The organism is Dactylosporangium aurantiacum (assembly GCF_000716715.1).
GTDB classification, from domain to species: domain Bacteria; phylum Actinomycetota; class Actinomycetes; order Mycobacteriales; family Micromonosporaceae; genus Dactylosporangium; species Dactylosporangium aurantiacum.
The window spans coordinates 223,637-245,042 of the sequence record NZ_JNYJ01000030.1; the positions used below are offsets into that span (position 1 = coordinate 223,637).

22 protein-coding genes are annotated in these 21,406 nt (G+C 74.7%); 10 read left to right on the plus strand and 12 right to left on the minus strand.

Going from position 1 to position 21,406, the window contains the following annotated elements:
- Nucleotides 1–21 precede the first annotated feature (21 nt).
- Together OP18_RS30755 and OP18_RS30760 are read right to left on the minus strand one after the other, a co-directional pair.
- On the minus strand, nt 22–876 hold the full coding sequence (locus OP18_RS30755; protein WP_033362627.1) for a deoxyribonuclease IV: 855 nt from the start codon (nt 874–876) through the stop codon (nt 22–24).
- A 200-nt stretch (nt 877–1,076) separates the two neighbouring features.
- Nucleotides 1,077–3,059: a Stk1 family PASTA domain-containing Ser/Thr kinase gene (locus OP18_RS30760; RefSeq protein WP_033362556.1), complete on the minus strand. Its 1,983-nt coding sequence runs from the start codon at nt 3,057–3,059 to the stop codon at nt 1,077–1,079.
- An 89-nt stretch (nt 3,060–3,148) separates the two neighbouring features.
- Between OP18_RS30760 and OP18_RS57775 the strand changes: the two genes are divergently transcribed.
- The 4 genes from OP18_RS57775 (at nt 3,149) to OP18_RS30780 (ending at nt 4,816) form a co-directional block, all read left to right on the plus strand.
- Nucleotides 3,149–3,646, plus strand: a complete 498-nt coding sequence (locus OP18_RS57775) for a hypothetical protein (RefSeq protein WP_033362557.1) — start codon at nt 3,149–3,151, stop codon at nt 3,644–3,646.
- 99 nt (nt 3,647–3,745) lie between these two features.
- Nucleotides 3,746–4,102: an Rv2175c family DNA-binding protein gene (locus OP18_RS30770; protein WP_052387584.1), complete on the plus strand. Its 357-nt coding sequence runs from the start codon at nt 3,746–3,748 to the stop codon at nt 4,100–4,102.
- 2 nt (nt 4,103–4,104) lie between these two features.
- A complete protein-coding gene (locus tag OP18_RS30775; RefSeq protein WP_052387585.1) occupies nt 4,105–4,440 on the plus strand; it encodes a lycopene cyclase domain-containing protein in 336 nt (111 codons plus the stop codon).
- Between the two features lie 40 nt (nt 4,441–4,480).
- Nucleotides 4,481–4,816 carry a lycopene cyclase domain-containing protein gene (locus tag OP18_RS30780; protein ID WP_052387586.1) on the plus strand — a complete coding sequence of 112 codons (336 nt, stop codon included), beginning with the start codon at nt 4,481–4,483 and terminating at the stop codon, nt 4,814–4,816.
- Here OP18_RS30780 and OP18_RS30785 read toward each other — a convergent pair.
- Both OP18_RS30785 and OP18_RS60990 read right to left on the minus strand, forming a co-directional pair.
- Nucleotides 4,752–5,804 (minus strand): polyprenyl synthetase family protein, encoded by a 1,053-nt coding sequence (locus tag OP18_RS30785; protein ID WP_033362630.1) that lies wholly within the window; start codon nt 5,802–5,804, stop codon nt 4,752–4,754. The two genes, OP18_RS30780 and OP18_RS30785, sit on opposite strands and share 65 nt — an antisense overlap.
- 178 nt (nt 5,805–5,982) lie before the next feature.
- A complete protein-coding gene (locus OP18_RS60990; protein WP_033362559.1) occupies nt 5,983–8,109 on the minus strand; it encodes a helix-turn-helix domain-containing protein in 2,127 nt (708 codons plus the stop codon).
- A 186-nt stretch (nt 8,110–8,295) separates the two neighbouring features.
- Between OP18_RS60990 and metF the strand changes: the two genes are divergently transcribed.
- Both metF and OP18_RS30800 read left to right on the plus strand, forming a co-directional pair.
- Complete coding sequence (gene metF, locus OP18_RS30795) at nt 8,296–9,213, plus strand: methylenetetrahydrofolate reductase [NAD(P)H] (protein WP_033362560.1); 918 nt, start codon at nt 8,296–8,298, stop codon at nt 9,211–9,213.
- The gene (locus tag OP18_RS30800) at nt 9,194–9,883 is read left to right on the plus strand and encodes a CDP-alcohol phosphatidyltransferase family protein (protein ID WP_033362561.1); all 690 of its coding nucleotides are present in this window, start codon (nt 9,194–9,196) and stop codon (nt 9,881–9,883) included. Before metF ends, OP18_RS30800 begins: the two co-directional genes overlap by 20 nt.
- Nucleotides 9,884–10,106: 223 nt before the next feature.
- Here the strand turns inward: OP18_RS30800 and OP18_RS30805 are convergent, their stop codons facing one another.
- The 8 genes from OP18_RS30805 to OP18_RS30840 are packed head-to-tail and all read right to left on the minus strand — an operon-like array spanning nt 10,107 to nt 17,133.
- Entirely contained in the window at nt 10,107–11,567 is a 1,461-nt protein-coding gene (locus OP18_RS30805; protein WP_033362562.1) for a phytoene desaturase family protein, read from the minus strand.
- A 34-nt stretch (nt 11,568–11,601) separates the two neighbouring features.
- Nucleotides 11,602–12,876 (minus strand): glycosyltransferase family 2 protein, encoded by a 1,275-nt coding sequence (locus OP18_RS51490; RefSeq protein WP_245635577.1) that lies wholly within the window; start codon nt 12,874–12,876, stop codon nt 11,602–11,604.
- Nucleotides 12,858–13,598: a carotenoid biosynthesis protein gene (locus tag OP18_RS30815; protein WP_033362563.1), complete on the minus strand. Its 741-nt coding sequence runs from the start codon at nt 13,596–13,598 to the stop codon at nt 12,858–12,860. The genes OP18_RS51490 and OP18_RS30815 overlap by 19 nt, the downstream gene beginning before the upstream one ends.
- Nucleotides 13,595–14,131, minus strand: a complete 537-nt coding sequence (locus OP18_RS30820) for a GNAT family N-acetyltransferase (protein ID WP_033362564.1) — start codon at nt 14,129–14,131, stop codon at nt 13,595–13,597. Before OP18_RS30820 ends, OP18_RS30815 begins: the two co-directional genes overlap by 4 nt.
- Nucleotides 14,128–14,727: a monooxygenase gene (locus tag OP18_RS30825; protein ID WP_245635585.1), complete on the minus strand. Its 600-nt coding sequence runs from the start codon at nt 14,725–14,727 to the stop codon at nt 14,128–14,130. The genes OP18_RS30820 and OP18_RS30825 overlap by 4 nt, the downstream gene beginning before the upstream one ends.
- Nucleotides 14,728–14,777: 50 nt before the next feature.
- Complete coding sequence (locus OP18_RS30830; protein WP_033362566.1) at nt 14,778–15,272, minus strand: YbaK/EbsC family protein; 495 nt, start codon at nt 15,270–15,272, stop codon at nt 14,778–14,780.
- Nucleotides 15,273–15,281: 9 nt separating this feature from the next.
- Nucleotides 15,282–16,226: an EamA family transporter gene (locus tag OP18_RS30835; RefSeq protein ID WP_052387587.1), complete on the minus strand. Its 945-nt coding sequence runs from the start codon at nt 16,224–16,226 to the stop codon at nt 15,282–15,284.
- A 49-nt stretch (nt 16,227–16,275) separates the two neighbouring features.
- A complete protein-coding gene (locus OP18_RS30840; protein ID WP_033362567.1) occupies nt 16,276–17,133 on the minus strand; it encodes a class I SAM-dependent methyltransferase in 858 nt (285 codons plus the stop codon).
- A 47-nt stretch (nt 17,134–17,180) separates the two neighbouring features.
- Between OP18_RS30840 and OP18_RS30845 the strand changes: the two genes are divergently transcribed.
- The 4 genes from OP18_RS30845 (at nt 17,181) to OP18_RS30860 (ending at nt 21,129) form a co-directional block, all read left to right on the plus strand.
- Nucleotides 17,181–17,738, plus strand: coding sequence for a helix-turn-helix domain-containing protein (locus tag OP18_RS30845; protein ID WP_033362568.1), 558 nt, complete (start codon nt 17,181–17,183; stop codon nt 17,736–17,738).
- A 134-nt stretch (nt 17,739–17,872) separates the two neighbouring features.
- Complete coding sequence (locus OP18_RS30850) at nt 17,873–19,225, plus strand: chymotrypsin family serine protease (RefSeq protein ID WP_156089908.1); 1,353 nt, start codon at nt 17,873–17,875, stop codon at nt 19,223–19,225.
- A 758-nt stretch (nt 19,226–19,983) separates the two neighbouring features.
- Nucleotides 19,984–20,364: an SAV_6107 family HEPN domain-containing protein gene (locus OP18_RS30855; protein ID WP_245635578.1), complete on the plus strand. Its 381-nt coding sequence runs from the start codon at nt 19,984–19,986 to the stop codon at nt 20,362–20,364.
- A 543-nt stretch (nt 20,365–20,907) separates the two neighbouring features.
- Nucleotides 20,908–21,129, plus strand: a complete 222-nt coding sequence (locus tag OP18_RS30860; protein WP_162189862.1) for a hypothetical protein — start codon at nt 20,908–20,910, stop codon at nt 21,127–21,129.
- Nucleotides 21,130–21,406: the final 277 nt, after the last annotated feature.

Here is a 21,406-nt window from a genome sequence, read left to right on the forward strand (position 1 = left end):
CCGGGCCGCGCCGGCACTGTCTCAGCGCAGGCCGGCGCGGAGCAGGGCGATGTCGGCGGCGTGGTCGGCGGACAGCTCGCCGCTCGGGGTCTCCACGATCAGCGGTACGCCCGCCGCCGCCGGATGCCGGGCCAGCTCCGCGAACGCCGCCGCGCCGATCGTGCCCTTGCCGAGCGACGTGTGGCGGTCCCGGGTCGAGCCGCACGCGTCCTTCGAGTCGTTGGCGTGGATGAGCCGCAGCCGGCCGGGGCCGGTCGCGCGGACCAGCGCGTCGAGGGTCGCGGTCATGCCGCCCGGAGTGGCCAGGTCGTGACCGGCGGCCCAGGCGTGGCAGGTGTCGAAGCACACCCCGAGGTGCGGATGGTGGTCGACGGCGGCGAGGTACGCCTCCAGGTGCTCGACCCGCGACGCCAGCGAACGGCCACCCCCGGCGCTCGGCTCGACCAGCAGCGGCGGCCAGCCCTCCAGCACCGCCCGGTCCAGCAGCGGCCGCAGCACGTCACGGACCACGTCCAGGGCCTTGTCGGCGTGCCCGGCGTCGACCGCCGAGCCGGCGTGGAACACCACCCCGCGGGCGCCGATCGCCTTGCCGCGGCGCAGCGCGTGCTCCAGCGAGGCGACCGACCGCTCGACGGTGGCGGCGGTGGGGGAGCCGAGGTTCACCAGCAGCGCGGCGTGGATGTAGGCGGCGACGCCGCGTTCGCCGCAGCCGTCGAGGAACGCGGCGTCCTGGTCCGGGTCGCCGTCGGTGAGCGCCCAGCCGCGCGGGTTGGACACGTACACCTGCACGGCGGTCGCGCCGGTCTGCTCGACGTAGCGCAACGACGCCCTGGCCAGGCCGCCGGCGGCCGGCGCGTGCCCGCCGACGGGCGTCAGCCCGGCCGTGCCGGCGTCCCGCTGCCTGGCCGCGTCCTGCTCGGCGGAGCCGACTTCGGCAGCGGGCTTGGCCGCGGCGGGCGGCTTGACGGCGCCCGTGGGCTTGACAGCGGCGGCGGGCTTGACGGTCGCGGGCTTGCTGGCCCGGGTGGTGCCGCCGGCGGCGGGCCTGCGCCCGCCGACCGGTGTCGTCGCGACCACTAGAAGTACGCCAGCAGGCGGATCCGGGTCCCCGGCGGGACCTGCGTGCCCGGCTGCGGGTCCATCTGCCGCACGGTGCCGAAGCCCTGCGCGTCGACGGTGAAGCCCATCGACTCCAGGATCTGCTTGGCCTGGTCGAGCTGCTGGTTGCGGACCTCGGGGACGGTGAGCAGCGCCGGGCCCTTCGAGATCTGCAGGTCGATGACCATGCCGTCGGTGACGCTGTTGCCGTCGCCGATGCTCTGCGAGACGACCTCGTCCTTGGGCTTGTCGCTGTCGACGGGCTCGATCTTGCCGACGGTGATCTTCACCTTGGCGAGGGCCTGCTTGGCCTCCTCGACGTTCTTGCCGATGAGGAGGGGGACCTTGACCGGGTTGGGGCCCTTGCTGACGAAGACCTTGATCGTCGAGCCGGGCTTGACCTCGGTGCCGATCTTCGGTTCGGTCTCGATCACGTACCCGGCGGGGACCGCGTCGTCGAACTTCTCGGCGCGGGCCGCCTGCAGCCCGGTCGCCTGGACGTCGACGAGGGCGAGGTCGTACTCCTTGCCGGCGATGTCCGGGACCTTGTGGATCTCGGGGCCGAGCGACAGCGTCAGCGTGATCGTGCCGCCGTCCAGGATGCGTGAGTGTGCCGGCGGGTCCTGCGCGAGGACCTTGTCCTTGGCGATCTTCGTGTCGAACCGCGGCGGCCCGAACTTGACCTTGAAGCCGGCGGCCCGCGCCTGCTGGCCGGCCATGTCGCTGCTCATCGTGGTCAGGTCGGGGGTGTCGGTGTACCGGCCGACGCCGATCCAGTACCCGCCGACCGCGACGAGCAGGCCCAGCGTGAGCATCGCCGCGATCACCGTCAGGCGGGTCCGCGGGTTGGCGTTGATCTGCGCGAGCAGCTCCGTGAGCCGGGCGGCGGGACCGTCCGGCTCCTCCTGCGCCCGGCGGCGCCGCGCCACCTGCTGCGCCGGTGCCGGGGTGGGCAGCCGCGACCAGGACGGGCGGGCCGGCTCGACCGAGCCCGTGCGGTACACGTTGTGCGACTGCGGCACCGACTCGACCTGCGGCACGATCACCGTCGGCTGTGCCAGGGGCCGCGAGCGGGTGGCCAGCTCGACGCCGATGTCCTCGCGGACCGCCTGCACCTCGGCGAGCATCGCGCCGGCGTCGGTCGGTCGGGCGCCGGGGTCGCGGCGGGTCGCCCTGGTCACCAGGTCGTCGACCGCCGCCGGCAGCCCCGGGGTGTACCGCGACGGGAACGGCACGTCCCGGTCCACGTGCTGCCACGCGACCTCGACGGGACGGTCGGCCTCGTAGGGCACCCGGCCGGTGAGCATCTCGAACAGCACGATGCCGGCGGAGTACACGTCGGTGCGCGGGTCGGCGTGCCCGTCGGTGACCAGCTCCGGCGCGACGTACGCGACGGTGGCCATGAGGTGCGAGCCGGTCTCGTCGGCGCTCGCCTCGACCGCGCGGGCCAGGCCGAAGTCGGCGACCTTGACCACGCCGTCGATGAGGTTGTGCGTGTCGCCGGGCGCCTCGGCGACCAGGACGTTCTCCGGCTTCACGTCCCGGTGCACGAGGCCGGCGCGGTGCGCGGCGGCGATCGCGGCCAGCATCTGCTCCATGATCGCGAGGGCTTCCTGCGGCTGCAGGCGGCGGCGCTCGGCGAGCACCTCGCGCAGCGTGCGGCCCCGCACGAACTCCATCACCAGGTACGGCAGGCCGTGGTGGGTGCCCTGGTCGTACACGGCGACGACGTTGGGGTGCGTCAGGCGCGCGATCGTCTTCGCCTCGTCGGTGAACCGGTTGACGAACTGCGGGTCGTGCGACTGCGCCGGATGGATGATCTTGAGGGCGACGGTGCGCTCGAGCCGCTCGTCGAGAGCGGTGTAGACCGTCGCCATGCCGCCTTTGGCGACACGGGAGCGAACGCGGTAGCGCCCGTCTACAAGCGCACCGAGGAGGGGATCGGCGACCGTGGTATCCATTGGCTGCGAGTGTACGGCTGGTGAACCGGATTCCTCAGCGTCCTGCCATACCGACACTGCTTTGTCCTTGTTTCGGGGTCTTTGAGGCCGTGCGTGTCGGCGACGGCACCGATGCGGACGGTGACGCACTGGCCGACGGGGCCGGGCTGGAGCTGGCCGCCGGCGTCGGCGTGCTCTCCGGGGTGTTCGTCGTGGGCCGCCCCGCGGGCGGCGGCACCGCCGGCATGGCCAGCACCGGCGGCGGCGCGGACCGGCGCACCTGCGGCCGGGCCTGGGTCGGCTGCGCCTGCGTCGGCTGGGCCGGCCCGCCGCCGGTGACGTCCGGCGCGGTGACCGCCGGCCCGGCCGCGCCGGCCGCCGCGGCCGGCGCGGGCGGCGGCGTGCGCAGCGCGGTGAGGCTGCCGGCGACCGCCAGGTACGTCCCGGCCGCCCCGCCAGCCACGAGCAGCGCGACCCCGCTGGTCGCCGCCACCCGGCGCGGCCGGCGCGGCGCGGCCGGTGCCCGGTGCCGCGGCGCGAACTCGGCGGTCTCCTGCGTCAGCAGCTGCGCCAGCTTCCGGCGGCTCACCTGCCGGTACACGTCGTAGCACGCGGAGCGCCAGGCACCGGTGACCTCACGGTGGACCTTGAGCCAGAGCCCCACAGCCGTTCCCCTCCGTCAGTTGTCGTCGCAGCGACATGGCACTGTGTTCCCTGTGACCGAACAACCTGTGGGCCCAACCGAGTGGCTGACCATGCCCGACGTCGCTGAACGCCTCGGCATCCCGGTCAACCGGGTGCACCAGCTCGTCCGGGAGCGCAAGATCCTCGCCGTCCGTACCGACGGTGTGCTGCGCGTGCCGGCCGACTTCATCAGCGACGACGGCGTGGTGAAGCACCTGCCCGGCGTCCTCACGGTGTTGCACGACGCTGGGTACAACGACGAAGAGGCCCTGCGGTGGCTGTACACGCCCGACGACACCCTGCCGGGCACGCCCGCGGAGGCGCTGCGCGGCAACCGCGCGACCGAGGTCAAGCGCCGCGCGCAGGCGTTGGGCTTCTGACGGTGCTCAAGCACCTGACGTACCTGCTGGTGCTCGCCGGCTGCCTGTTCGGCGCGCTGTGGCTCGAGCCGCTGCTGAAGGTCGGCGTGCTCCGGCAGGTGCGGCGCCTCACCCTGACCATCGCGCCCGTCGCGGCCGTGTTCGTCGTGTGGGACCTGCTCGCGATCCGCGCCGGGCACTGGACGTTCGACCCGGCGCAGATGCTCGGCGTCGTGTTCCCGGGCGGCCTGCCCCTCGAGGAGGTCCTGTTCTTCCTCGTCGTGCCGGTCTGTGCGATCCTCGGCTTCGAGGCGACCCGGCAGACCCTGCTGCGCCTCGCCGCCCGGCGGCGGCCGTGACCGGGGTGCGGCGGACGCCGCGGCCCGCGGGGCGGCGGTCGTGACCTACACGGCGGCGGCCGGCCTGGGCGTGCTCGTCGCGGTCCTCATCGACGTGTTCGTGCTGCGCAGCCGGATCGTCCTCGGGCGCGTGTTCTGGTGCACGTACCCGATCATCTTCGGCTTCCAGCTGCTCTCCAACGGCGTGCTCACCGGGCGGGGCGTGGTCCTCTACAACCCGGACGACATCCTCGGCATCCGGCTCGTGTACGCCCCGATCGAGGACCTCGCGTTCGGCTTCGCCCTCATCGTGGTGACCCTGTCGCTGTGGGTCAGACTGTCCGCTGCGTCGCCGCCTGGGCCAGACCGGTCAGGACCTCCCGCGCCTCCTCGGTGACCTGCGCCCCGTCCAGCGCCGCCAGGGCCTCCCCGGTCAGGTGCCCGATCCTGTCCTCGGTGCGCCGCAGCGCCCCGCTGTCCACGATCACCTCCCGGAGCCGGGCCACCCCGCCGGCGTCCAGCTCCGGGTTGCCGAGCAGCTCGTCGAACACCGCGGCCGGCGCCCCGTTCTCCAGGGCCGCCGCGATCAGGTAGGTGCGCTTGCCCTCCCGCAGGTCGTCCCCGGCGGGCTTGCCCGTCACCGCCGGGTCCCCGAACACCCCGAGCACGTCGTCGCGCAGCTGGAACGCCTCGCCGAGCGGCAGCCCGTACCCCTCGTAGGCCTTCGCGAGGGTCTGCGACGCCCCGGCGAGCGCCGCCCCCAGCAGCAACGGCCGCTCGATCGTGTACTTCGCCGACTTGAACCGCGCCACCAGGCTCGCCCGCGCCGTCGACGTGTCCCCGGTCGCCTGCGTCTGCACGTCCAGGTACTGCCCGATCGTCACCTCGGTGCGCATCTCGTCGAACACCGGCCGCGCCCGCCCCAACGCCTCCGGCGCGACACCGCTGGCATGCAGCATCTCGTCGGACCACACCAGGCACAGGTCCCCGAGCAGGATCGCGGCCGCCGTGCCGAACCCCGCCGGGTCACCCCGCCAGCCCGCCTCCTCGTGCAGCGTCGCGAACCTGCGGTGCACCGCCGGCTCCCCGCGCCGCGTCTCCGACCCGTCCATGACGTCGTCGTGGATCAGCGCGCTGGCCTGCACCAGCTCCAGCGCCGCCACCGCCGCCACGACCGCGTCCTCGTCGGGGCCGCCGGCTCCGCGGTACCCCCAGTACGCGAACGCCGGCCGCAGCCGCTTGCCGCCCTGCAGCACGAGCGCCTCGACCGCGTCCGCGACCGGGGCCAGGGCCTCCAGCTCGATCTCGGCCAGCCGGGTCCGCCGCCGGTGCAGGAAGTCGCCGAGCGCCTGCCGCACCCGCGTACGAAGGTCGGCCCGGTCCAGGAAGGGGTGGCTCACGGCAGAGACGCTAGCCCGAAACGCCCGCGCCCGCCCCGCCGGTCCCCACCTCTGCCGATCCGACCCACCCCCGCTCGCCCCGCCGAGGGACACGAGCCGGCCCGAAGCGACGGAACGAATCGGTCTCTTCACGGAACGTGACCGAGGTGGTGGTGGTGGGGCATCAGCTCGCCGCCCTTCTCCGCAGATCCCCCGGACCGCCGAGACCGCCCCGGCTGATCGGGGCGGCCCGGCTGACCGGCACCACCTGAACGGCACAGCTCGGTGCCAGCTGGGCGGCTGGAACCGGCACCGGCTGGACGGCGGGGTCCTGCACCGGCTGGGCGGCTGGAACCGGCACGGGCTCGACGGCGGGGTCCTGCACCGGCGGGACCGCTGAGGACGGCACCGGCTGGACGGCACGGTGCGGCACCGGCTGGACGGCACGGTGCGGCACCGGCTGGACGGCTGGATCCGGCACCGGCTGGACGGTGACGGGCGCGGCGCCCGGCAGGTACGGCGCGGCCGATTCCGCCAGGTCCGCATACGCCCGCAACGCCCCGGGCGGCGGGCCGCTCCCAGCGGCGGCGTGCAGCGCGGACTCGATCCGCCGCAGCCGGTGCAGCACCCGGAACGACCCCGAGTCCACACACCTGAGCAGCGTCACCGTCGCAGCGGCACAGGCGGCATCGAGGTCACCGGCGGCAAGATGCGCCTGAGCCATGGCAGCGCCCACCAGCCCGGCGGCACGCAGCCGCACCGTCGGCGACCGTGCCGCCGCCGCGAGCCGCACCAGCGCCGCAGCGGGCCGCCCCGACCCGGCAAGACACATACCCACAAGCGCGTCCACGTGCGCGGCATCGAGCCAGTACAACCACGGCGGCCGCACACCAGCGCACGCCCGCGCGTCCTTACCCGATACCCACCGGCCCTGCGCGTCGTCACCGGACACCAAGCGGCCGTGCGCGGCCTCCGCCCTGGCCAGGGCCGCGTCGCAGGCGCGCCGGTCGCCCGCCCGTGCCGCGGCGAACGCCACCCGCAACGCCAGCACCGTCGCCGTCGCCGGGTCGCTGCCGGCCGCGACCTGCTCGGCGGCCGTCGCGAACCGCACGGCGGCCAAGCCGTCGCCGCGCTCCGCGACCAGGTGCGCATGGCAGCCGAGCAAGTGCCCGGCGAGCACCCGGTCGCCGGCGGCGAGCGCCGCCCGCACCCCCTGCCACACGACGCCGTCCTGCAGCCGCCGCCCGGCGTCGGCGGCCACCCACGCGTGCAGCTGGGTCAGCTCCGCGACCCGCGCCGCCGACCCTTTCCCAGCAGCCGTGTCACGGGCGGCCGCCCGCAGTTCGGCGACCACCGCCGCGAGCAGCTCCGGCCCGGCGACCATGTCGTCCATGCGCCGCAACTCCTCGACACGCCGCAACTCCTCGACGCGCCGCAACTCCTCGACGCGCCGCAGATCCTCGACGCGCCGCAGATCCTCGACGCGCCGCAGATCCTCGACACGCCGCGACCGGTCGGCGTGCCGCGGCTCGGCCAGAGGTCGCACCTCGGCGGTGTGCTGTGGCTCCGCCGCGGACCGCACCTGGGCGGTGTGCTGTGGCTCCGCCGCGGACCGCACCTGGGCGGCATGCCGCGGCCCGGCGGTGGCCCCGCGCCGGTCCGGCCCGCCGTCCGCAGTCGGGCCAGGTCGATCCGCCACGACGCGAGCCGCCCGATCGCGTCCACCCCGCGCCGTGTCACCTGCCTGTGCCGCGACGCTGACCCGCGCCGGAGCATCGGCCGGCGCCGCAGCGCCCATTCGCGCCGCGGCTCCCGTCCCTGCCGCCGTGTCCGTAGCGGCCCTCACACCCGGCGGGCCGCTCGTGCGGGTCTCAACGGTCGCTTCGATCCCACCGACCGCGCCGATCTCACCCGCCTCGGCCCGGCTTCGAACGCCGGACAAGCCGCCGATCTCCTCCGCCGCCCCCGGCGGGCCGCCCTTCAGCGAACCGGCCGTCCCGGCTGTGGTGGTCGTCGTGGTCAAGGTCATGGTCGGCTCCCTCCGCCGGCGGGTCAGCGCCGCGGCGCGCTCCAGGTCGTCGAGCGGGGTGTCGAGCACGAGCGCGAGCCAGCCCAGCCACAGCCGGCTCGGGACGCGCTCCTCCCGCTCCCACCTGGAGATCTCGTGGCGGGTCAGCGTCGGCAGCCCCGACGCGGCGCACAGCAGCCCGGCGAGCCGCACCTGCGACTTGCCCTGCGCCTGGCGCAATCGGGTCAGCAGCACGCCGAGCGAGTCACCCGGGCCCGCCGGCGGGTCGATCCACTGGGACATCGGTCACGACCTCCTGGAACCAGCGACCCCCGTCCGCTCGCGGCCCAGCAGGACGCCTCGACGCCCGCGGGCTTCGCGTAGCCCCCGACCGTCGAACCGTCCAACGCCTTTCTACCCCACAGGTACGACATGATTCGGCGGCCACGGCGCTCCCGGGCGCGGCGTCCGGGGCACTACAGTCAGGGCGTGGCTTCTGGACTTCCTTCTGTGATGGGTGGCGGGCCCGCGGCGATCGGTGACCTGGTCGCCGGGGCGGCGCCGACGTTCTCGTTCGAGTTCTTCCCGCCGAAGACCCCCGAAGGAGAGCGCCAGCTGTGGCAGGCGATCCGGGAGTTGGAGCCGCTGCGGCCGTCGTTCGTCTCCATCACGTACGGTGCCGGCGGCACCACCAGGGACACCACCGTCGCCGTGACGGAGCGGGTGGCGACGGAGACGACGCTGCTGCCGATGGCGCACCTGACCGCCGTCAACCACTCCGTGGCCGAGCTGCGCAACGTCATCGGCCAGCTGGCCGGCGCCGGCATCCGCAACTTCCTGCTGGTGCGCGGCGACCCGCCGGGCGACCCGATGGGGGAGTGGGTCCAGCACCCCGAAGGGGTGCTCTACGCGGAGGAGCTGGTGCGGCTCGTCCGCGAGTCCGGCGACTTCAGCGTCGGGGTGGCGGCGTTTCCGTACAAGCACCCGCGCTCACCCGACATCGAGTCCGACACCGCCAACTTCGTCCGCAAATGTCGCGCCGGCGCCGATTTCGCGATCACCCAGATGTTCTTCGACGCCGACGACTACCTGCGGCTGCGGGACCGGGTCGCGGCGGCCGGGTGCGACACCCCGATCGTCGCCGGGGTCATGCCGGTCACCGCGATGGGCACCATCGCCCGCTCCCAGCAGCTGTCGGGCGCGCCGTTCCCGCCCGCGCTGGCCGAGCGGTTCGACCGCGTCGCCGACGACCCGCAGGCGGTCCGCCGCCTGGGCATCGACCTGGCCAGCGAGATGTGCGAGCGGCTCCTCGACGAAGGCGTGCCGGGCATCCACTTCATCACGCTCAACCGGTCGACGGCCACGCGAGAGGTCTGGCAGCAGCTCGGTGTCGGCGCACGCGTCTGACGTCCGCGACTGGGACGGCTACGCCGAGCGGTGGGCGGCGGCGCACGGCGGATATGACCCCAGGTCGGCGTCGCCGCTCGTGCGGGGTTGGTTGCGCATCTCGTACGAGCTGGGCGCCGCCCTCACCCGGATCGGTGTCCGCAGCCCGAACGCCGTCACCGTGCTGGGGCTCCTGCTGTCGGCGGCGGTGCCCGTCGCGGTGGCCGGCGGCCGCGGCTGGGCGCTCGCGGGGGCGGTGCTGGTGCTGCTGTCCGCGGTCGCCGACACCGTCGACGGCGTCCTCGCCGTGGTCACCGGCCGGGCGAGCCGCCTCGGCCAGGTCTACGACTCCGCCGCCGACCGGGTCGCCGAGGCGTGCTGGCTCCTGGCGCTGGTCATCCTCGGCGGGCCGGCCTGGCTCGCCGCGGCTTGCTGCGCGTTGATGTGGCTGCATGAGTACGTGCGAGCCCGCGCCACCGTCGCCGGCATGTCCGACATCGGCACGGTCACCGTCGCGGAGCGCCCGACGCGGGTCCTCGTCACGATCTTCGGGCTGCTCGCCGTGGGGGTCGCGGCCCTCGCCGGGCGCTGGCAGGACACGGCGGCCCTGGCGGTGCTCGTCGTCATGGCGGTGCTGGGCGCCGCAGGGTTCGTCCAGCTCATCGCCGGCGTCCGCCGCGCCCTGTCCTGACAGCGCGACCGGACCGGCCGCCGCGCCGGCTGAGCGTCGGCGCCGGCTGAGCGCCGCGCGACGGCCCGGGCCGTGCCAGACCCGCCGGTCGAGCCGTGCGCCGGTCGAGCCGTGCGCCGGTCGAGCCGCGCGCCGGTCGAGCCGTGCGCCCGTTGAGCCGTGCGCCCGTTGAGCCGTGCGCCCGTTGAGCCGTGCGCCCGTTCAGCCGCCGCGCCGGCCGCCGCTACGCCGCGCCGATGCGGTCGGCGACGATCTTCGCGGACAGCATCACCAGCGGCAGGCCGCCACCGGGGTGGACCGAGCCGCCGACCAGGAACAGGTCCCGGACCGCGCCGCGGTTCGGCGGGCGGAGCAGGCCGGTGAGGCCGTGGCTGGCGGTGCCGTAGATCGCGCCGCCCGGGCAGCGGGTCGCGGTCTCCAGGTCCGCCGGGGTCAGCACGTCGCGGAACAGCAGCCGGTCCCGGACGTCGACGCCGCGGGCGGCGAGGACGGCGAGGACCCGGTCGGCGTACCCGTCGGCGACGCCGGGCGCGCGCCAGTCGAAGGCACCCTGCGGCGGGGCGTTGACCAGCACGAACCATGCCTCGTGGCCGTCGGGGCGGGCGGCGGGGTCGGCGGCCGACGTGACGAACACCGTCGGGTCGGCGGGCGGCCGGGCCGGGTCGCCGAAGATCGCGTCGAACTCGGCGTCGTAGTCGTCCGGGAAGAACACCGTGTGGTGCGCCAGCTGCGGCGTCGTGCCGCGGACGCCGAGCAGCAGCACGAAGCCGCCGAGGCTGCGCTGCGCGAGTGCGGCCGCGCGGCGCGGCGACGGCAGCAGGTCGCGGTACACGTGCAGGGCGTCGGCGTTGGCGACGACCAGGTCGCTGCGCACCGCGGTGCCGCCGGCGAGGACGACCCCAGCGGCCCGGGAGCCCTCCACGAGGACCGACTCGACGGGCGTGCCGAGGTGGACGGTGACGCCGAGGGCCGCGCACCGGGCGAGCAGCGCGTCGGCGAGGGTGCCGAGGCCGCCGCGCAGGTACCAGCCGCCGAACTCCAGCTCCGCGTACGGGATCGCGAGCAGCGCGGCCGGCGCCCGGCGCGGGTCGGCGCCGGTGTAGGTGGCGTACCGGTCCAGCAGCATCCGCAGCCGCGGGTCGCGCAGGTGGCGGCGGCCCAGGCCGCGCAGGGTCCGGCCGGGCGCGATCGCGGCCAGGTCGCCGAGCCGCCACGCCAGGCCGGCCAGCCGCAGCGGGCTGTCGACCGGGGCGGTCAGCACGTGCCGCCACGAGGTGTCCCAGACGCGGGCGGCGCGCCGCCACAGCCGGCGCCAGTCCTGGGCCGCCGGCGCGCCGAACGCGTCGCCGATCCGGTCGGCGAACCCGGCCCCGGCGCACGAGTCGAGGGTCGTGCCGTCGGGGAAGCGGTGCCGTACCAGCGGATCCAGCGCGACCAGGTCCAGCTCCGGCGCGGGGCCGCCGGTGTGCGCGAACAGCTCCGTCGCGACCTGCGGCAGCGTGAACAGGCTCGGGCCGGTGTCGAAGCGGAACGTGCCGGCCCCGGTCACCCGCTCATGCCGGCCGAGCTTGCCGCCGGCCACGGCCGCCTGCTCGAACACGGTGACGCGGTGCCCGGCGGCGGCGAGCCGGGCGGCCGTGGCGAGCCCGCCGACCCCCGCACCGATGACGGTCACGGTCGCCATGTGTGGTGCTCCCTCCGGACGGCACGGGCGCGGCTCACGGTCGCCATGTCGGGCGCCCCTTCCAGGTGACGCGGCCGCGCCGGCGGAACGAGCGCGCGACCAGCCAGGCGAACAGCAGCACGGACACGGGATGGGCGAGCGCGTCGGGCCAGGCCCGGCCGCCGGTCGTACGGGCGCTGACGACCCGGCCCGCCACGCCCAGCAGGTAGCCGGCCGCCCCCCACCACTGGCCGGCCAGGACGGTGAGGGGGAGCGCGACGTACAGGGCGAGCAGCAGCGACACGACGGCCGCGGCGCCGGCGGAGGAGCCGAACGACGCCCACAGCGACTTGCTGTAGCCGTCGACGACCTCGCGCCACGACGTGTACATGCGGCAGGTGGCGAGGCCGGAGCCGTCGGCGAGCGCGATCCGGCCGCCGGTCCGTTTCACCGCGCGGGCCAGCTCGATGTCCTCCAGGACCTTGTCGCGCACCGCCGCGTGCCCGCCGGCCCGGTCGTACGCGCCCCGGCGCACCAGCAGGAACTGCCCGCCGGCCGCGGCGAGCGACGGTCTCGGTGAGCGTTCCATCGCCCGCAGCGGCAGGAAGGTCAGCCACGACCATTGCAGCAGCGGCTGTACGAGCCGCTCGCCGGTGCTGCCCACGGTGATGCGCGGGTACGGGCTGAGCAGCTCCACCCCCGCGTCCTCGAGCACGGCGGCGGCCGCACCGACGGCGTCGTCGCGCAGCACCACGTCGGCGTCGAGGAAGACCAGCAGGTCCGCGTCGCCGGCGGCGTCGGCGAGCTGCTGGCAGGCGTGCGGCTTGCCGAGCCACCCCGCCGGCAGCGGCCCGCCGGTCAGCAGCGTGACCCTGTCGCCGCAGACCGCCCTGACCAGGTCGGCGGTGCCGTCGGTGGAGCCGTCGTCGAGGACGATCAGGCGGGGTGCGCCGCGCAGCGCCAGCAGCGCCCGCAGGCACGGCTCGACCCGCGCCGCCTCGTCCCGCAACGGCAGCAGCACCGCGACCCGGCCCGCACCCGCCGCGGCGGAGGCCGCGCCGTCCGGAGCCGCCGCGTCCGCTGGAGCCGCCGCGTTGGCCGGAGCCGCCGCGCCGGTCCCGCTCGCCGCCTCGGTCGCGCCAGCCGAAGCAGCAGCGCTCGCCGCTCCGAAAGCGTCCGCCGCTCCGAAAGCGTCCGCCGCTCCGAAAGCGCCGGTCGGCGCCGCACCCGCCGGGGGCGGACGTCGCAGCAGCCGGGCGTTGACCAGCGTGTGCACCGTCAGCGCCAGCACCACCCCGGTCAGCGCCAGGGTCACGACCGCGAGCGCCACAGCGTCACCGCCAACGGCACCGCCACCAGCCCCATGCCCAGCGCCCCCCACGCCGCCGAGGCCGGCAGGCCCAGGAACACCGCGTGCGCGAGGACGCTGGAGGCGTACGTCCACAGGTACAGCGCGTACATCACCCCGTCGTCCCCGCGGACCGGGCGGGCGGTGACGGTGAACGTGAGGGCGGCCGCCAGTACCGACGCCACCAGAAGCCAACCGAGGTAGTTGGTCAGCGGAATGTCGGGGACGCCCGGGAGGGTCGCGCCGGGGGCGTCCCAGTGCCAGTAGCCCTCGCCGACCATCTGCGGGTCGAGGAAGAGGTCCCAGGCGGCCAGGCCTACCCCGGCGACACCGACCCGCAGCCAGCGCCGCTCGGTGAGGCGGGCGGCGGCCACCCACGCCGGCCACGCCATCCAGGTCCAGGCCAGCGGGATCACCAGCGGCACGCCCAGCAGCCGCGGCCCGAGCGCCCCGGTGTAGTCGTAGTCGCCGAACGGGTACCCGGTCTCCCGCCCGATCGCCTCGACCACGAACCCGCCGCCGGTGGTGACGGCCACGAGCAGCGCCGCGGCGCGCGGGCCACGGGACCACCAGGCGTGCCCGACGGACAGCAGGTAGCCGGCGACGACGGTGGCGACGGTCAGCGCGGCGCGGGTGCCACCGTGCACCAGCGGGTAGGCGATCTCGACGAGGACGAGCGCGCCGAGCAGGGGCCAGAGCTTCACAGCGGCAGTTGCCGGCCGAGCACGGCGAACGGACGGTCGTCGCCCGGGAAGTTGAAGTGCCGCAGGACGTCGACGAAGCCGAAGCGCCGGTAGAGCCGCCACGCGCGGGACGTGTCCTCCGGCGCCTCCGGCGTGGACAGCAGCGCGGTCTGCTGGGGTGCGTTGGTGAGCAGGTCGTGCAGCTGGCGGGCGCCGATGCCGTGGCCCTGCGCGTGCGGGCGGACGTGCAGCTCGACGAGCTCGAAGCAGTTGCTGAGCCAGTACTTGCGGTGCTCGCGGCGCAGCGCGTTGCGCACCTGGTCGTGCCACCACTGACCGGACGTGCCGCGGTAGCCGTAGCCGAAGCCGAGCAGGTTGTCCTCGTCGTCGAGGGTCGCGACCGCCTGGAACGACTCGCGCCGCGTGTGACCGGCCACGTAGCCGCGGCGGGTCTGCAGCAGCTGGACCGAGTAGCCCATCGCCTCCCCGTAGACGGCGATGACGTCGTCGAGCCGCGCGAGGAGGTCCTCCCCGCGCCACCGAACGAGCCTCACGGGCTGTCCCTCCAACCGATCACCGCACGGTCGCCGGTGACGTCCAGCACGCGGAACCGGGCGAACAACTCCTCCGCATACCAGCCTTCGCGGGCCGTGCGGTCCACGACGGCGGCATGCTCGGGCTGACGGTACGCGAAACGCACGACATCCGCCGCACTGCGCCAGAGGCTGACGGTGCCCTGGAATCCTACGGGTGCCTCGCCGATGCCGAACGCGCAGATCAACCCCTCCGAGTCCGGCAGCGCCCGGGAGACCGGATCGATGGCCTTCCAGAACGCGGGAGCCTTGCGCGCCTTCAGCCTGGCCCGGGTCAGCACCGCGATCATGCCGGTCTTCGCGGCGCCGGTCCGGGCGCCGAACGGCTCCCGCCCCGCCCACGTGCCGCGGCTGGCGATCGGCTCCAGGGTGATGGCGCACGCCGCCACGGCGCCGCGCATCGGCGGGGTCACCGGGGCGTCGCCGACGATGAGCGCGGCCCAGCGGGTCAGGTCAGCCTTGCCGGCGCCGAACTCGCCGCCCTTGCCGGTGCCGAGCAGCTTCACGAAGTCCGCGTCGCGGCGCAGCCGCCGCCGGTCGACCGCCATGCCCCACATCGCCGCGGGCACGGCGGCCGGCCGCACCCGCCACACGTGCAGCCGGACCGTCACGCGACCTCGGCGGGGGTGCCGTCGGTGATGCGGACCAGCTCGGCATACGTGACCGGGAACACGGCCTGCGGGATGCCGCCGGCGGCCCAGACCTCGTCATACTGCCCGAGGTCGACGTCGACGAGGGTGCGCACCGGCTTCGGGTGGGCCAGCGGCGACACCCCGCCGACGACCTGGCCGGTGTGCTCCAGGACGAACTCGGCGCTGGCCCGCCGCACCCTGCTCTTGGCGATGCCGAGCAGCGCGGCGACCTTGCCGGTGTCGACGCGGTGCGCGCCGGAGGTGAGCACCAGTAACGGGTCGCCGTTGGCGTCGAAGATCAACGAGTTGGCGATCTGGCCGACCTCGACCCCGACGGCCGCGGCGGCGGCCGCCGCCGTGGGCACCGGCTCGGTGAGCACTCTGATCTGGCACGGGGTGCCGTCGGCGGCCCGTGCGCCGGCGGCGTCCAGTGCGTCTTGCATCGCCTGCACGTTGGGGTCTACCTGCATGCGTCGACTCTAGTTCGGGGCACCGACAATTTCGGGCTCGCGCTGCGCCGGCTGTGGTTTCACGCGGGCGGTCTCGGCGAGCGCGACCCCGGCGAGGATCAGCGCGCCGCCGCAGATCTGCGCGACGTTGAGGTGCTCGTGCAGGACCAGCCAGGCCACCGCGGTCGCGATCACCGGCTCCGACATGCCGATGATGCCGACGCTGGTCGGCGGCAGGTGCCGCATCGCGCCGGCGAGCAGCAGGTACGGCGCGATCGAGCCGCCGATCACCACGTACGCCAGCAGCAGCCACACCGGCACGCCGTGGGTGGTGACGGTGGTGCGGGCGAAGTCGAACTCCCACCACGGCCGCACCACCGACCCGGCCAGGGCCGACACCCCGAACGCGTACGCGGTCAGCGACAGCGTGTCGCGGTTCGTCACGCCGTGGGCGCTGAGCAGGTAGTAGACGGCGAGCAGGACGGCGGCGCCGAGCGCGGCGGCCACCCCGACCGCGTCCAGGCGCAGCTCGCCCCAGATCTCCGCGACGCAGGCCAGCCCGGCGAGGCTCGCGGCGAGCCCCGCCCACAGCCTGGGCCGCACCGCGTGGCCCTGCACGAACCGCGCCCACAGCGCGACCAGGACCGGCGCCGTGTACTCGAACAGCAGGCTGATGCCGACGGGCAGCCGCCCGATGCCCACGAAGTAGAGCATGGGGACGAAGAAGAAGCCGGCGAGGCCGTACGCGACGAGCATCGGCACCTCGCGGCGGCCGACCCGCAGGCCGGCCGGGCGGAACACCAGCGCCAGCGCGAACAGGCCCAGCGCGGCGCCGCCGGCCCGCAGCGTGGTGAGCTGCGGCGCGTCGATGCCGGTGCCGGCGGCGAGCTTCGAGACGGTGCCGTTGACGGCGAACAGGGCGCTGCCGGCGAGGACCATCGCGACACCGGTGGCGGGGCGGGGCTGGTGGGTCACCCGCAGAGGGTACAGGTCAGGGGTGGTGGATGCTCCACTCCTTACCCCATTACGGCCGGGCGGCCCACGCGGTGCGGCGGGCCTGCACGACGAGGTCCCGGCGGTGCGGCACCTCCTCGGCTAGGGCCTCCAGTGCGGTCAGGTCGGCCGGGCTCAGCCGGTCCTGGAGACCCTGCCGGAGGCGGCGGAGGGTCGTCTGCGCGTACCGGACGGTGGCCTCCGGCAACGGCGGGCGCAGGTCGATCTCGAAGCGGCGGGTGGCCTCGACCGTGAACCCGGCGGCCCGCAGCAGCGGCGCCCAGTCGGCACCGAGGTGCGGCATGTCGACGGCCCGCGCCTCGGCGACCGCGGCGTGGCAGCGCTCCTCCAGCGCGTCACCGGGCAGGAACCGTGGGAACGCCTCCATCTCCAGCGCCACGAGGTGCCCGCCGGGGCGGATCGCCCCTCGGATGCCGCGCAGCGTGGCGACGGGGTCGGCCAGGTGGTGCAGGGAGTTCGCGGCCCACACCAGGTCGGCCGCGGGCAGCGTGCTGGACGGGGTGGTGTCGAGGTCGGCCTCGATCGTCTTGATTCGCTCCTGTACGCCCACCGCCGCCGCCTTGTGCCGGAGGTGCTCCAGCATCTGCGGGGACACGTCGACGGCGGTGATCCGCGCGGCGGGGAAGCGCCGGGCCAGGGCGAGCGTGCCGGCCCCGGTCCCGGCGCCCAGGTCCAGGACGGTGGTGGCGGGGGCGGCGTGCTCGTGCACCCAGGCCATGACCTCGGTGAGGTGCTCGTGCAGCACCTCGGCGTCGAGGTCGAGGATGTCGGCGAGCTCCTCGTGGTCGCCGTGGCCGGCGTGGTCCGGGTGTCCGTGTGCCGCGTGTCCGTGCTGTGCGTGGTGCCCGTGGTGGTGATCGTGTGCCATGCCGCCACGGTAGCCGCTGATTGCGTCAGCGACATATGCTCTTGCGTATGACGCAAGACGGTGCGCTCGACGAGCTGGTACGCAAGCGGATCCGGGGGCTGCGGGTGGCCAAGGGCTGGTCGCTGGACGACCTCGCCTCGCGGTGCTACCTGAGCCCCTCCACGCTGAGCCGGATCGAGACGGGCCACCGGCGCATCGCCCTGGACCAGCTCGCCCCGATCGCCCGGGCGCTCGGGACCACCCTCGACCAGCTGGTGGAGTCCCCGGACGACGAGGACGTGGTGATCCGCCCGCGGCGGGACGTGGTGCGCGGGGTGACCACCTGGATGCTGACCCCGGAGCCCGGGCCGCACGGCGTGTTCGTGGCCAAGATGCGCATCACCCGCCCGGTCCCGGCCGACCTGCGGGTACACCCCGGAAAGGACTGGTTCACCGTGCTGTCGGGCACGGTCGTGCTGCGGCTGGGGGAGCGGACCATCCTGGTCGAGGCCGGCCAGGCGGCGTCGTTCTCCACCATGACGCCGCACGCCATCGGCGCCCACGGCGGCCCGGCGGAGATCCTGTGCGTCTTCGACCACGATGGCCAGCGCACGCATCTGCTGTGACCCCGCGGCCTGATACAAAATGTGACCGACGTCTATTTTGAAAGGTTGTTGGTAAAAAGACGGAGAGGTGTCTGCCGCGGCCCTGTTCAGTACTCCCTGTCAGCAACACCACGCAACGCAGGGAGCTCCACGCGATGTCAGCCAGTCGTACCTCATCCATCCGCCGCCTCATGATGATCGGCGCCGCCACCGCGGCCGGTCTCGTCGCGGCGGCCCCGCCCGCCCTCGCCGCCAACAGCGGCGGCAGCGGCAGTGCCCGGCAGCCCGAGACCTCGATCGCCGCCGACGGGCCGGTTCCCGTCGGCTTCTCCTCGTGGATAGACGTGCTGCGGACCCAGCAGCAACTGCACGGCATCGCCGACCGGATCAGCGCGGCCGCTGCCGCGCCCGGCGGCGAAGGGTTCTCCTCCGTCGTGCTGGACACCGATCACCGCCGGGTCCAGGTCTACTGGAAGGGTGCCGCTCCCGCGTCGGTGCAGCGGGTCGCCCGTACCGCGGCCGCCGGCACCGCCGTCGAGGTGCGGCCGGCCGCTTTCACCGCCACCGAGCTGAACGCCGCGGCTCGTCTGGCGAGCCTGCGGCCGGAGTTCTCGACGGCCGCGCCGATGACGGACGGCAGCGGCCTGCGCGTCACGACGACGGGTGCGCCTTCCGCGCAGGCCCTCACCACCCGGTCGATCACCGTCGACCTGGGCGCGTCGCCGGCGGTGACGGTGCCGGTCACCGTGGCCACCGAGGCTCCGGCGACCCCGTTCAGCCGCAGCGTGGACAGCAACCCGTTCTGGGGCGGCGCGCAGACCCACGCCGGCGCCAAGAGCTGTTCCACCGGCTTCGCCGTGCGCACCAGCGCCAGCGCCACCGCGATGCTCACCGCGGCGCACTGCGCCCCGAACGGCACGGTCATGCGCACCTCGACCCTGCCCGGCGCCGGCACGGTCATCGGCACCGTCGAACAGGCCGACGATTTCAACGACATCGCCCTGCTGCGACCCGAAGCCGGCAAGAGTGCCGCGGGCCGCGTCTACAGCGGCAGCTTCCCGGCCGGCTCCAGCAACCAGTTCGGCGTCCTGGACGACACGAGCAACCACACCATCACCGGCAGCAACGCCAACTACCTGGGCTCCTACATCTGCACCGACGGCGGCTTCTCCGGTCTCGCCTGCGGCGGTATCCGCATCGACCAGCTCAACGTCTTCAGCGACGGTGCCGGCCCGTTCGTCCACGCCACCGAGATCTACGGCCGGGCGGCGGCCGGCAAGGGCGACAGCGGCGGTCCAGTCGTCGAACTCACCTTCGTGGACCCCGCCCACAGCAGCGAGTTCACCCTGAAGGCCCTCGGCATCATCCACGGCGGGCACCCGGACACCAACCCGGCCCCGTGCAACGGTGTGCCCACCTACGGCGACCGGGTGTGCAGTACCGACGTGCTCTATGCCATGATCTCCACCGCGCTGCAGCGCTACGGCGTCACGCTCGTCACCGGCTGACCCGACCACGCCGACCGCCCCACCCGGACCACCGGGCGGGGCGGTTCCGTTCGCCGGGCTGGGTGCCGCCAGGCGGGCCGGGTCGGCCGCGAGCACCTCGGAGGCCGGGTCCCGCCAGGTCGTGCGCGAGATCTCCGCCGGCCAACGCGCAGGGCCACGCCCGCAGCCCCCGGCGGAAGCTGACACGACCGGATGATCGTGCGAACGGATGTTCGAAAAATCTCCCCGCGCCGTTGCACCTTCCCTGCCCTCCGGGTGTAGTCTTATCCCAGTCGAACGAGTGTTCGAACTGCTTCGGGAAGGCGATTCGCGGCGCTCTTCCCGAGCGCGGTCCGCGACACCGCGGAGGCCGGATTTTCGCGGGTCTGGCCTCAGGTGGGGTCGCTGCTCGCCGCCCACGACCCCCGGGCGGCGGGCAGCGGCCCAGCCGGCCCGCCGGCCGGGGGTGGTGTGGGGAAGCTCCACGCCCGGCCGGCGACGTCGCCGTTCGACCGCTGTCCGAGCTGTTCCGACCCGCGCGTCGCCGCTACTCCCCCAGCGGCGGCCCGCACGCACCACGGGCACCCATGGCGGGTCCCGCCGACGCACCACAGAGGGAGACACCGATGCCGGCGAACCGTTCGACCCAATCGTCCAACGTCAGTCGATTCCCGGGCGCCCCGGCAACCCCCGCGGTCGCCGGCCCGGCCGGCGGTGCGTCCCGGCAGCAGCTTCCGGTTCCCGCGCATGCGCTTCCCCACCGCACACCGCGCGAACTGTTGACCCTCGCCCGCCGCGGCCTCGAAGAGGCGGCGGAGATCCGCACCGACGGCATGCGCTATGCCACCGCCCACCTCGCCGCGCTGCGCGCCGCCGCGGCCGTCCTCGCCGCCCGGGCCGTGCCCGCCGCGCCGGGCCGCCGCAGCCGCGTGACGAGCGTCTGGTCGCTGCTGGTGCTCGTCGCGCCCGAGCTGACCGAGTGGGCGGCCTATTTCGCCGCCGGTGCCAGCAAGCGTTCCGCGGCGGAGGCGGGCATCCCGCGGGTGGTCACCGCCCGGGAGGCCGACGACCTCATGCGCTCGGCGGAGCAGTTCATCGCCGTGGTCGAGGTCGGCCTCGGCCTTTCCTATCAGCCCAGGCTCGAGGGCCTGGCCAGCTGATCCGGCGCGCCGGCGCGGCCGGCCGTCCCGGCCCAGCTCAGTCCAGCCCGTGGTGGGCGGTCCGGTCGGCCGTGTTCGCGGGCTTGTCCAGGCTCGCCGTCATGGGGCTGGCGGCTGAGGTGGTCACGCGATCCCGGTTCCAGCTCGGCAAATGGGCATCTGCCAGCGTCAGCGGTGCCCGATTTGCCATGGTTGGACCTGATTAGCGCTTTCGTGGGTCTCAGGGTTTCGAAGGGCCCGTCGCGGCAGGGAAACGCGGCGGGAGGACAGCACAGACAGTGGGGGAGCAGGGTGCCGTGGCTGGCATGTCGGCTTCGGCGGCCGCCGAGTCCTACGACACACCCGTCGACACCGACGTCGACGCCGTGGTCGGGGCATCCGGCGTGAGCGACCCTGCCCATGCGCCCATCCCCTCGACTTCGCCGGCCGCTGCCCCGTCGGCTGTTGCCGCTGCGCTGTCGGTCGCTGCCCCGTTGGTGGCTGCCTCGACCGCTGCTGCCCCGGCTGATGCAGTTGCCGCTGTCTCGGTTGCCGCGGATCTGGTTGCTCCCGGCGCGGGTGGTCCGGGCGCGGGTGGTCCGGGCGCGGGTGGTCCGGGTGCGGGTGGTCCGGGTGCGGGTGGTCCGGGTGCGGGTGGTCCGGGTGCGGGTGGTCCGGGTGCGGGTGGTCCGGGCGCGGGTGGTCCGGGCGGTCGTCGTGGGCTGCAGCCGGTGCCGCCGGTCGGGGGCGAGCCGGCCCGGGAGCATGGGCACCCGCGGCGGCTGACCTCGGTGCCTGCCTCCACCGGTGTCGAGTGGACGGCCGGAGATCGCCGGGAGGCAGGGACCGGTGGCGAGACCAGAGTCGGCGGCGGGGGTGGGCGGCTGCGGGCGGTGGGGGAGCGGCGGAGTGGAGGTGAGGCGGGCCGGGAGGACGGCCGGGCGGTGGGTGGGGTTGCCGGTCTGGCGGGTGGAGGTGCCACGAGGGCGGGGCAGGCGGGTCGGGTTGCCGGACTGGCGGGTGATCGTGCCGGGCGGGAGGGACTGGCGGGGCTGGCGGGGCG

Coding starts and splice junctions, on each gene's coding strand:
- OP18_RS30760 (WP_033362556.1), bottom strand. CDS start 3,059: ATGGATACCACGGTCGCCGATCCCCTCCTCGGTGCGCTTGTAGACGGG.
- OP18_RS60990 (WP_033362559.1), bottom strand. CDS start 8,109: ATGTCCCAGTGGATCGACCCGCCGGCGGGCCCGGGTGACTCGCTCGGC.
- OP18_RS30805 (WP_033362562.1), bottom strand. CDS start 11,567: ATGGCGACCGTGACCGTCATCGGTGCGGGGGTCGGCGGGCTCGCCACG.
- OP18_RS30825 (WP_245635585.1), bottom strand. CDS start 14,727: ATGTGGGGCATGGCGGTCGACCGGCGGCGGCTGCGCCGCGACGCGGAC.
- OP18_RS30830 (WP_033362566.1), bottom strand. CDS start 15,272: ATGCAGGTAGACCCCAACGTGCAGGCGATGCAAGACGCACTGGACGCC.
- OP18_RS30840 (WP_033362567.1), bottom strand. CDS start 17,133: ATGGCACACGATCACCACCACGGGCACCACGCACAGCACGGACACGCG.
- OP18_RS30845 (WP_033362568.1), top strand. CDS start 17,181: ATGACGCAAGACGGTGCGCTCGACGAGCTGGTACGCAAGCGGATCCGG.
- OP18_RS30850 (WP_156089908.1), top strand. CDS start 17,873: ATGTCAGCCAGTCGTACCTCATCCATCCGCCGCCTCATGATGATCGGC.